Genomic DNA, 11,177 nt, shown 5'->3' with positions numbered 1-11,177 from the left:
TGTTTCACTAATTTATAGTAGTACTGGCCTGCTTTATCTGACTGAACCGTTACTAACGCTTCTGTTATGCTGTTCCACTTGGTAAAGTCTGCTTTTGTGACATTGGGAGCCGGTTTCTCTGAGGAGATCAGTTTACCTGTAGTCTCATCTACCGTAAACTGTGTCGTATCTCCTTCATACTGCGGTGCAAGAACCTGAAGAGCTTTTGCATACACATTTGCGTCCAGACCATCTGCTGATACGATCGCTGCATAATCTGCACGTGGCTCTTCCACAGAAAATCCAACTGTAGCTGCTGTGAGTTCACCTTTTACTTCAATTCTGCCCTCACCGGAAAGAATGATATTCGCCGGTGTTGTATTATCTGCCCTGAAGTTTCCTGTGATACTCGGCTCCGTATCTGCCGCTCCGTTTCCCTTTTCCAGAGAAAGCACACCGGTACTGTAAATGGCACCATTATCACTCTTATTTCCTGTGATCGTGCCACCGGTAAGCAATACATTTCCACCTTCGTTTAAAATGGCTGCACCCTTCGCATTTGTATTGTTATTGCAAAGAGTAATACCTGTTGTCAGAGAGAAATTTGCACCTTTTGCTACATATACGAGAGAACCGTCTACGGCACTTCCATCTGTAACAGATCCGTCAACCTTAAGAGTTCCCTCAGTTCCTTCTGAATTAGCTGCATCTTTCTTGGCCATATAAAAAGCACTGCCTGATCGTACTTCAAAAAGATTTCCTCGGAAAGAGTCTGCACGTTCAATTACAGCCTGATCATTCTCTCCGAAAATAGCAATGCTCTTATTCTCCGGAATCGTCACAGTTCCTGTGAGCTCGATCGTTCCGCTGATTATGATCTTGGATGGTTCTGCCTCTGTAACAGACGTTGTTGTGGTATCAACAGATGCTGCATTCTCGATGGCAGTCTTCAGTTCTGCCTCGTTCCTGACTATAGGACTTTGCTGACTGTCTTCATTTGTTACAGCCTGGGTCTGTGCTGCAGCCTGCTCTTCAACCAGCTTCTGTTCTTCCGCTGCTGCCTGCTCTTCTGCCTGTTTCTGGGCCTCTGCTGCTGCCTGCTCCTCTGCCTGTTTCTGGGCCTCTGCTGCTGCCTGTTCCCCGTCCTGATTCTGTGCTTCTGCGCCATCAGCGTTGTTACTGTCGCCGGTATTTTCGGCTGTACCTTCGCTTTCAGCACCAGACTGTGCTTCTGCTTCAGAAGCTGTATCCTCAGCAGCAAATGCTACGGCCGGTGCCATTCCAACTGTCATGGAACCAGCAAGCAGGACTGCAAAAAGTTGCTTTTTTTTCATTTCTATGTGTCCTCCTGTTATGAGTTAGTCTCTCTAAATCAATAATTAAAAGAAGTATATCACAACGCCTGCCAAAAGTAAAGCAGGCGCCAGAAAGCATGCAGCACATGCTTTTGCGCCAGACTTCTCTATGGACGTACCTGTCCGTTTCCGTAAATAATATACTTGGTTGTTGTCAGTGCCAGCAATCCCATAGGTCCTCTTGCATGAAGCTTCTGGGTACTGATTCCGATCTCTGCACCAAAACCAAATTCATTACCATCCGTAAATCTTGTGGATGCATTGACATAAACAGCTGCTGCATCTACCTCATCCAGGAATTTCTGGGCATGAGCGTAATCATTGGTGATGATTGCCTCGGAATGCTTGGTATTGTATTTGTTGATATGTGCAATAGCTTCTTCTACGGAATCTACTACTTTTACGGAAAGAATATAATCCAGATATTCCGTACCCCAGTCTTCCTCGGTTGCAGGAACTGCCCCCGGCATCAACGCCTCCGCATCCCTGTCTGCACGTACTTCCACATGCTTCTCTTTTAAGCGTTCTGCCAGTACCGGAAGAAATTCATCTTTTACCTTACGGTTCACAAGAAGAGATTCACAGGCATTACACACGCCGACTCTCTGGGTCTTGGCATTGATCACTATGTCTGCTGCCATTCGAAGATCTGCGGTCTCATCCACATAAATATGACAGTTTCCGGTTCCTGTCTCAATTACAGGAATCGTACTCTGATTAACTACTGCTTTAATGAGGCCTCTTCCTCCACGTGGGATCAGCACATCCACATACTGATTCATCTTCATGAATTCTGCCGCTGTTTCTCTGGAAGTATCTTCGATCAGCGCAATCGCATTCTCTGTGACACCGCAGGACTTCAGGGCTTCACGGATGCAGCTTACAATAGCTGTATTGGAATGAAGCGCATCGCTTCCACCTTTTAAGATCACAGCATTTCCCGTTTTAAAGCAGAGCCCAAATGCATCAGAAGTAACATTCGGACGCGCCTCGTAAATGATTCCGATCACACCAAGTGGAACTCTTTTCTGTCCAATCAGAAGTCCGTTGGGACGTTTCTTCATGCCGGTAACTTCGCCGATCGGATCCTCCAGACCTACAAGCTGGCGGAGCCCGTCTGCCATTCCCTCGATTCTCTCAGGTGTCAGCATCAGACGGTCTATCAGACCTTCCGGCATCTGATTCTTCTTTCCGTTTTCTACATCCAGTGCATTGGCTGTAAGAATCTCTTCTGTATGTTCAATAAGAGCCCCGGCTACAGCTTCAAGGGTTCTGTTTTTGTCGTTTGTGGAAAGATTTCGAAGGACAGTCTCTGCATCCTTGGCATTTTGTCCCAGTTTTTCGAGCATTTCATTCATTTCCAAATATTCCTGCCTTTCTTCCTGCTGATCTTATGCTTTCCATGCAATATCTGCCTGATTTTTTTACTAAATCGCATGTATTGCAAAGAGTTTACTGTTTATCGCGATATATCTTCTCTTCTGTCACGATAACCTGCGGACGGATATCTGTAGGTTCTGTCGGTACTTCCGAAAGGATCTGGAAAGAAAATCCCACAGCTACCCGACGGATTCCCGGATGCTTCTCAAGAAAACGGTCATAAAAACCGCCTCCATATCCCACACGGTTACAGTTTTCATCAAAGGCGACTCCCGGCATGACCATCATCGCATCTTCCCAGGAAACAGTCTCACCATCTTCTTTCGGCTCCGGTATCCCGAAATATCCGGATTCCAGCTGGGCAAAATCTGTAAGTTTATAGAATATCATATCCTTGCCGAAAACCTTCGGGACTGCCACCTCTTTGCCATCCTTCCAGGCCTGTTCAATAATATATCGTGTGATCACTTCATGATTGTAATCCGCATATGCCATGATCCTGTCCGCATCCTCATATTCCGGAAGTGCTGTCAGAAGCTCTGTGATCCTGCGGCTTTTTTCCTCGATCCAGGTATCGGAATGTTCTTTTCTGGCTTTAAAGATCTGCTTTCTAATTGCCTTTTTTTCTTCCATATTTTTCTCCCAGGTTGGTGATGCTGCCATCCTTTTCCTTGATATCAATATTATTCAGATGAGCACGCAGATTTCCCTTTATTGCATCCAGATATTCTCTTCTGAGCTTCGCCTGCTCAACCTTCTCTTCTTCTGTAAGACCTACGCTTTTCTGTTTATGTGCCAGTGCATTAATTCTGTCGATCTTGATATTGTCCATCATAATAATCTGTATCTCCTCGTTCTATTCTCTGTCAGGGTAACTGTCTCGTTACAGCAGTTTCTCGATATAATCAATCAGGAAAAATTCTTCCTTCTTGTTGCCTACGAACAGTGTTCCGCAGCTCTTGCCCTCCACGATTCTGTGAATATTATGAAAATCATTTCCATTGGCAATGACCATGTCGGTTCCTGCTGCCGTGGCAATGATCGCTGCTGTAAGCTTGGTTGCCATTCCTCCTGTTCCCACATTGCTTCCGGTAGAAGATTTGCCAAGCTTACGCATATTATCGTCCATATTTTCCACAATGTCAATAAACTCTGCGTCCGGGTTGGAATTGGGATCATCCGTGAAAAGTCCGTCAATATCGGACATCAGGATCAGAAGATCTGCACCGATCAGCGCTGCTACTACAGAAGAGAGAGTATCATTATCTCCGAATTTTACGAGATTCTGAAACTCATAGGAAGATACGGAGTCGTTTTCGTTTACGATAGGAATAACACCGACTGCCAGAAGTTCATTGAAAGTGTTCTCGGCATTTTTACGGTTGGTATTGTTAACCATTGTATTCTTGGTCATAAGGATCTGTGCCACCGTCTGATTATACTCACCAAAAAGCTTCTGGTAAATAGTCATAAGCCTTGCCTGTCCTACTGCCGCACAGGCCTGCTTCTTCTCAAGCTCCGCAGGCTTGCCTTTCATCCCAAGAGCTGCTGCACCTACTGCGATCGCTCCGGAGGATACCAGAACTACATCTTTTCCCTGATTGTGCAGATCACTGAGTTCTCTTGCAAGGATCTCCAGCTTCCGAAAATCCAGTCTGCCTGTTTCTGCATGGATCAAAGATGAGGATCCGATCTTGATTACGATACGTTTCTTGTCTTTCAGACGTTCTCTGTAATTTGCATTCATGTCTTTTGTTTCTCCTGATACCTGTGTATTTATTGCATGATCCGGACAATCTTTTCATTGCCCGGATCGTTTTCTGCTTTATGATTTCAATATTTTCTGTCTGATAATTCTTTCGGAACCAAACCAATCTTTACTGATATGTAACAGAATCAACCCTGTCATTCTGCACGATCTCCACCCAGGTTTTACCCTGATTCAGCTGAATTTCCTTATCGTTTTTATCATAGTAATGTGTAATACCCCATTCAGAGTCTTTTTCCCAGCGGATATCAATGGCTTTTCCTCTGGTAATAAATTTGCCGTCTCCGCCGGAAGTCGCATCAACATTCAGATAACTGTCCGTACCGTACGGAGGGCAGGATGAATACTGAAGAATAATATTATCGCAGGTAAGCTGCTGATTATCCAGTTCATCAATCTGTTCTTTTCCAAACTGAAAACGTTTGTACTCACCAGATTCTGCATCGTATTCATACCATGGATGATTGTCTGTAAAGTTGTCAAGCTTTACAAGATTTGCAGTAATACCGTCTTCCGGAACGATCTCCACGCCATCTTCTGCAAAGAGATAATGGCCTTTATAGTCTTCCTTGTATTCCTGACTGTAACCCATTGCATCAATGCCTGCCTGAAGATGCGCCGCATCTGTGTAGGCATTATGTGGTGCCTTCCGGTCAGTGGTGCGGAAATATGCAAGGTTTCCCATTTTGATTCCATTAAGATTATCAATTACATGCTGCTCCAGATACGGAACTGCATAAGAAGCCTGTCCGTAATGGGCATAAATGGCATTAAATTCATTTGCATAATAGAGGTAATAATCACGACAGCTTCGTACGGAACCGATCCGTTCCAGTCCGTCGTAATCTTCGAAAATCCCCATAAGGCGGGTAATATTTCCCTCTACAGGTGCTTCATATACCACTCCTGCATGTCCGATTCCACTCTGTGGTGCACCGGAAATGTTATTACCCAGCATTACAGCAACAGGTCGCCGACGTCCGATACTCTCAGGAACATTTTCTCCTGTAAGATAGCTTTTTACCTGGGTTTCTGCCTGTGTCTCTCCGTCCGGATTCATTCCAACCAGATCCTGCTGTGCCGCAAATGCGGGAATTGCCTGTGCCATGCAGACACATGCTGCCATGATACCTACAAAAATATCTGTTTTTTTCCTTCTCATATAATTACCTCCTTTTCTTCAAGCGAATTTTCTCGCTTAATCTCATGCTTATAACCAGCCTGGCTGCTATTACCGGTTGATCCCCAGCTCCTTAAGCGCTGTTGCCTGTTTAGCTTCCATAACCTTCGCCTCATCCTCAGTCATATGGTCATATCCCAGAAGATGAAGCATGCTGTGTGCCACCAGGAAACAGAATTCTCTTGTCACACTGTGGCCGTATTCCTCTGCCTGTGCAAAAACCTTCGGCACAGAGATCATGATATCTCCCAGAAGAAGCTCATCACTGTCCAGGTCAAAATAGGATTCGTCCTCCTCCACAACAGAATAATCCGCCGGGATCTCAAAAGGGATCATGGGAAAAGACAGCACATCCGTCGGTGCCTGGATATTTCGGAATTCTGTATTTACTCTCTTAATCTCCTCATTATCTGTGAGAACAAGATTGACCTGTCCGTCGTAAGGACATCTCTCCATCTCAAGAACCTTGTCCGCAACCTGGGATGCAAGTGCGGCATAATCAATACCAAGCTCCTGATCTGTCTCATATTCAATATTTATCGTCATCGTCTGTACTCCTTATTCTTAACCGCATACCGGTCATCCCTGCGGGGTTTCGCCGGTTTCTGTTTTTTCTCATAATCGTCATAGGCCTGTACGATCTGCTGCACAAGCGGATGACGGACAACGTCCTTGCTGGTCAGCTGACAGAATCCAATATCGTCGATCTTCTTCAGTACCTTCATCGCTACGTCCAGACCGGACGGCGCATCCTTGGGGAGATCCTTCTGGGAAGCATCACCTGTGACGATCACCTTGGAACCGAAGCCGATTCGTGTCAGGAACATTTTCATCTGTGCAGGTGTGGTATTCTGCGCCTCATCCAGAATGATAAAGGCATTATCCAGGGTACGTCCACGCATGTAGGCGAGCGGCGCTACCTCGATCAGCCCTTTCTCCATATTTTTTGCAAAGCTGTCTGCACCCATGATCTGATACAGTGCATCATAAAGCGGTCTGAGGTACGGGTCTACCTTGCTCTGCAAGTCTCCCGGAAGAAATCCCAGCTTCTCTCCGGCCTCAATAGCAGGTCTGGTAAGAATGATCCTTGAGACCTCCTCGTTCCGAAACGCGGTAACTGCCATAGCCATGGCAAGATATGTCTTACCGGTTCCGGCAGGTCCTACTCCGAAAACGATCATCTTCTTGCGGATCTGATCTACATAATCCTTCTGTCCCAGGGTCTTGGGCTTAATGGGCCGCCCCTGTATGGTGTTACATATAAAATCCTTATCAATCTCCTCCATCACGGAACCGATCTTCTCCATGGCAAGGGAGAGTGCGTAATTCACATTCTGCTGTGTGATGGTATTGCCTCTTCCTGCAAGGGTATTCAGCTCCTCCACGATTGCCTTCGCCTGCGTGGCGTTCTGCTGATTTCCCAGAATCTTGAGGGATCCGTCCCTGAAGATCATCGTTACATTCAGAGTTCGTTCGATCAGCTTCAGATGCTCGTCAAACTGTCCGAAAATATTCGCCTGGCGGTCTGCCGGCACATCCACATATAATTCGATAATGCTGCTAGCCATCCTCTGGTGTCCTTTCTTTTGGCTGCGTCTTTTTTTCTGTGGGGGCTTCCCGGCCGGTTTTCTCTGTAACCGTAAGAGTCCCGCTGCTGACGCAGTCCTGATGATTTATTTCTATTTTAACATTATTTTCAGATATTTGAACCCCTTTTTGTATTAATTTTTCTTCATAATTATGAAGACGGAAAATCGCCTGTTTTTTTGCATCCTTTTCTGTCAGGGTTTCTTTTCGAAGCGTATATTCCTGCGCGGTTATAATTCCTGCACTGAGGGGCAGATAGAAATGTTCTGTTACCTGAAACGGATATTCTGTACGCACTCTGTCTTCATTTTTCTTCTTTGCCCATGACAGATCCAGGAACAGATTTTTTATCCGCAGGAAAAAATATTTCTTCTCCTTTCCTTTCAGTATCTTTTTTTCTGTATTTCGCGAAAAAGAATCATAATAGGAAACCTTATGCCGGATGTAAATATCCGCATCTGCGTGTACGTATTCATACCGCACCACCTCCTGGCTGTCATCGGTAATATTCAGGATTCCCGAAACCAGCTCCTGACCTTTTTCTACAGTATCTCCGGTTCTTACAAGCGGTGTCCCTTTTCGCGTGACCATCCTTTCCACAACTCCGTCAATCTCCGAAAAAAGACTGCAGGCTGCGTCCTCTTCTGACTCTTCCGGTGGAGTATTTCCTTCCCGTATCTCAAAGCTCAGCTTTGTCCCGGCAAGGCTTGCGGATACCCAGGTGATCTCCGGAAATTCCCTTCGCATGGCTTCTGCAAGCGCATGGCAGTGGATCTTTTTTTTATTCATTCCGTAAGAAATCCCCTGATCCTCCAGAAATTCCAGAAGCTGTGACGTGGGGTTCATAATATTTCCCTGGATCTGAATGCTCCACAATCTTGTGGAAAGAAAACATATCACCAGAAGCATCATCACAAGTCCTGCCATCAGACGTTTATGTAACCTGCACCAGAGCAGGAAAAACAGCGGGCCTCTTTTTTTCAGGATGTGGATATGTACACCTGTTTTCCGCCTGAGCGGACCGATCCGGAAAAAATCTCTCACCTGCATGGTAACCTGAAGCTCTTTTTCCCCGGTCAGGACAATTCTCTTAAGCTCCATTCCCCGCCCCCTGCAAAGATTCAGGAAACGTTCCCTCTGTTCGCCTGTGACGGACAGGCACACAAAACCTGGAATCATTTTTTCCGTCCCTCCTCCAGAGTAATGCCCTCGATCCGTCCCCGGATACATATTTCCAGCTTTGTATAATTTACGATTTCCAGCTTTTTCCCACAGATAAGCAGCCGGCCGGAGACAGTGAGAAGCTCGATCCTTTCGCCGGTATATGCCGAAATATTTTTATAATTTTCGATCACTGCCTGACGCTTTCCGGTCAGGATCACCTGTGTTTCCCGAAACACATTTTCACCGGGAAGCCTGCATATTTCCGTTATTTTTTTCATAAAAAGATCCCCCGGCTTTTATCACTAATCTATGCCGGGGGATCTGTATGTATGTTATTTTACTTCCGGATCAGGACCATGGAAAACCAGAGAATGGTATTTCCGCCCAGATTATATTCCATCTGCTCCCGCTCCACGATCTCATTTACCACTACGCCGTAGCTCTCCAGACAGGGGTGCATATGCTCCGGAAAACGGCAGGGTTCTCCGTCCAGGTACGCACAGCGTTTACAGAAATCGCAGGATTCCGTAGAAAGGGTGAACGTTTCATAGCCTTCTCCCTCCAGAAAATCCCGGACTTTCTCCGTAAGCCGTTCATGTGCCATTCTTGTGGAAAGCATTTCTTCCATGTTCATAATGTCCGACACTTCCGCAACACTGGAGAAAAATACTGCATCCGGATAGCTGTGGATCTTTTTTTCGCATTCCGGCAGCTCTCCTACGGCCGGGGGACAAGCCCAGCTGCTTCCGTAACGCTCGCATTCCTCACGGCAGATCGTACGCACACGGAGCTGTACGGTAATATCTGCTGTATTCAGAAGACGGTATTCAAAAATCGGGTACTGTGCTATAAATTCTTCAAATTTTTCTTTGTTCATGCTCCTGTGATCTCCTGTTCTCCAAAAAGGCTCATAACTGCTGCCTCATAATCGCCAAAGTGCTGGGATTTTTTGATCTTTTTCAGATATTTCGTATAATTGGTAAAGCCCGGTGCCATGTAGCTCCACACCTCTTTCATACGAAACAGTACATTTCGTTCTCCCGAAAGATATCCCTGGTAATCGTGATAAAGTCTGTCATGGAACTGACGCATTTTTTTCTTATAGGATTCCATGCTGTCAGAACTTCCACATCCTTCCCACGTATCTTTCTTGATCGCATCCAGAAGATATGGCCTTGCGATCACACCGCGTCCATACATAAAGCTGTCTGCCTCCGGAAATTTTTCCCGCATTTCCTGATATGCTTCCACAGAAAAAATATCTCCGTTATAGCCCAGCGGAACCTTAAGACTCACCTGTGCTTTCTGAAACAGCTCGTATCGCGGAGTTCCTTTATAATAATCCTTAAGGAGTCGGGGATGTATGATCAGCTCCTTCATGGGATACCTGGAATAGATCTCAAGAAGCCGGTCCCAATCCTCTTCGTAATCGGTGCCTACTCTCGTCTTGATGGAGATCTCCATATCCGTATGCTCAAAGATCTCATCCAGAAAACGCTCCAGTTTCTCCGGTTCTCCCAGAAAGCCTGCTCCTTTTCCTTTCGCTGTCACAGTTCCGGAAGGGCATCCGAGGTTTAGATTCACTTCTCTATGTCCGTATTCATCCCGGAAAATATGTGCAGTCTTAACAAAATCTTCTGCATTGTTGGTAAGGATCTGCGGAATCACCGGAAGACTTCCGTTGGTTTCCGGTGATACTTCTTTGATCTCCTTGCTGCTCAGTCTTTTGTTTGGTTTTGCTGTGATAAACGGTGTGAAATATTTATCCATAGGATAAAAGCAGTCATGATAGGCGTTCCGGTAGACCCAGTTGGTAACGCCCTCCATCGGTGCCATGTAATTCTTCATCACTGCTCCTCCTTTATGCGGAAATAAATATGCTTCCTTCCACCGCTGCCTGTGGGGATCATACCTGCCTCGTAGTTACCAAGGGATTTGATAAACGGTGTCAGTTTGGAATACCCATAATTACGCACATCAAAATCCGGGAGTCTTTTTCCCAGCTGATCGCCCAGCTGTCCGGATGAAAGCCATCCCTCCTCATCGGAGAATTTCTCGATAATGGCGTTGATCGCTTTTCGCACACGTTTCAGATCTTTATTCTTTCTGGTGCTGGAGGTATTCTGCTTATTACCGCTGTTACCGGATTTCTTCGCCTCTCCTGCCGTCGCCATGGCTTCTTTTTTCTCTTCCTCCTGCTGGTTGTGATAAAGAAGATCCAAATATTTAAACTGGTTGCAGGCGGAAATAAACGGCTTCGGAGTCTTCTCCTCGCCCATTCCAAGAACCAGCATACCGGATTCCCGAAGTCTTGCTGCCAGGCGGGTAAAATCACTGTCCGATGAAACAAGACAGTATCCATCTACATTTTCGGAATACAGAATATCCATGGCGTCAATGATCATTGCTGAATCTGTAGCGCTTTTGCCGGTCGTATAACTGTACTGCTGGATCGGAATGATCGAATTCTCCAGAAGGACATTTTTCCAGGAGGAAAGGCGGGCACTTGTCCAGTCTCCGTAGATTCTCTTGTATGTCGCCACACCAATATTGGCTACTTCATCCACAATGATCTTGATATATTTATCCGATACATTATCTGCATCGATCAGTATTGCAATTCTTAATTCGTTGTTCATAAATCCAACCTTTTCTAAATGATATATGCCGCGGCACTCTTATAAACAGTATATCGGAAATACTGTTTTTAGTCAAACGCTCTTCTACCTGACAGAAAAGCTGCAAAAAAACCTTTCGTCTTTTT

General features: G+C 45.7%; 13 protein-coding genes. All 13 read right to left on the bottom strand.

The annotated features are described in order from the left end of the window. On the bottom strand, positions 1-1,313 hold a 1,313-nt coding region (locus WMO28_RS14720; RefSeq protein WP_435376618.1), incomplete at its 3' end, for a hypothetical protein. 128 nt (positions 1,314-1,441) lie between these two features. Further along, a complete protein-coding gene (locus WMO28_RS14715) occupies positions 1,442-2,692 on the bottom strand; it encodes a glutamate-5-semialdehyde dehydrogenase (protein ID WP_353963845.1) in 1,251 nt (416 codons plus the stop codon). 94 nt (positions 2,693-2,786) lie between these two features. Continuing rightward, the gene (locus WMO28_RS14710; protein WP_349057483.1) at positions 2,787-3,347 is read right to left on the bottom strand and encodes a 5-formyltetrahydrofolate cyclo-ligase; all 561 of its coding nucleotides are present in this window, start codon (positions 3,345-3,347) and stop codon (positions 2,787-2,789) included. Then, positions 3,325-3,546 (bottom strand): DUF896 domain-containing protein, encoded by a 222-nt coding sequence (locus WMO28_RS14705; protein ID WP_349057484.1) that lies wholly within the window; start codon positions 3,544-3,546, stop codon positions 3,325-3,327. Before WMO28_RS14705 ends, WMO28_RS14710 begins: the two co-directional genes overlap by 23 nt. A gap of 51 nt (positions 3,547-3,597) precedes the next feature. Continuing rightward, the gene (proB, locus tag WMO28_RS14700; RefSeq protein ID WP_349057482.1) at positions 3,598-4,461 is read right to left on the bottom strand and encodes a glutamate 5-kinase; all 864 of its coding nucleotides are present in this window, start codon (positions 4,459-4,461) and stop codon (positions 3,598-3,600) included. A gap of 130 nt (positions 4,462-4,591) precedes the next feature. After that, positions 4,592-5,644 (bottom strand): DUF3048 domain-containing protein, encoded by a 1,053-nt coding sequence (locus WMO28_RS14695; RefSeq protein WP_349057481.1) that lies wholly within the window; start codon positions 5,642-5,644, stop codon positions 4,592-4,594. Positions 5,645-5,713: 69 nt separating this feature from the next. Further along, positions 5,714-6,208, bottom strand: a complete 495-nt coding sequence (gene ybeY / locus WMO28_RS14690) for an rRNA maturation RNase YbeY (protein ID WP_349057480.1) — start codon at positions 6,206-6,208, stop codon at positions 5,714-5,716. Further along, positions 6,205-7,230: a PhoH family protein gene (locus tag WMO28_RS14685; RefSeq protein ID WP_349057479.1), complete on the bottom strand. Its 1,026-nt coding sequence runs from the start codon at positions 7,228-7,230 to the stop codon at positions 6,205-6,207. The genes ybeY and WMO28_RS14685 overlap by 4 nt, the downstream gene beginning before the upstream one ends. Further along, complete coding sequence (locus WMO28_RS14680) at positions 7,223-8,428, bottom strand: sporulation protein YqfD (protein ID WP_349057478.1); 1,206 nt, start codon at positions 8,426-8,428, stop codon at positions 7,223-7,225. The genes WMO28_RS14685 and WMO28_RS14680 overlap by 8 nt, the downstream gene beginning before the upstream one ends. Continuing rightward, positions 8,425-8,691 carry a YabP/YqfC family sporulation protein gene (locus WMO28_RS14675; protein ID WP_349057477.1) on the bottom strand — a complete coding sequence of 89 codons (267 nt, stop codon included), beginning with the start codon at positions 8,689-8,691 and terminating at the stop codon, positions 8,425-8,427. Before WMO28_RS14675 ends, WMO28_RS14680 begins: the two co-directional genes overlap by 4 nt. Before the next feature lie 59 nt (positions 8,692-8,750). After that, the gene (locus WMO28_RS14670; RefSeq protein WP_349057476.1) at positions 8,751-9,290 is read right to left on the bottom strand and encodes a DUF2284 domain-containing protein; all 540 of its coding nucleotides are present in this window, start codon (positions 9,288-9,290) and stop codon (positions 8,751-8,753) included. Continuing rightward, a complete protein-coding gene (locus tag WMO28_RS14665) occupies positions 9,287-10,261 on the bottom strand; it encodes a tRNA dihydrouridine synthase (RefSeq protein ID WP_349057475.1) in 975 nt (324 codons plus the stop codon). The genes WMO28_RS14670 and WMO28_RS14665 overlap by 4 nt, the downstream gene beginning before the upstream one ends. Continuing rightward, positions 10,261-11,052: an NYN domain-containing protein gene (locus WMO28_RS14660; RefSeq protein ID WP_178643491.1), complete on the bottom strand. Its 792-nt coding sequence runs from the start codon at positions 11,050-11,052 to the stop codon at positions 10,261-10,263. Before WMO28_RS14660 ends, WMO28_RS14665 begins: the two co-directional genes overlap by 1 nt. Positions 11,053-11,177: the final 125 nt, after the last annotated feature.

It is taken from the genome of Blautia aquisgranensis, from assembly GCF_040096615.1.
Lineage (GTDB): Bacteria > Bacillota > Clostridia > Lachnospirales > Lachnospiraceae > Blautia_A > Blautia_A aquisgranensis.
This window is presented reverse-complemented; position numbering and strand designations above follow the sequence as displayed.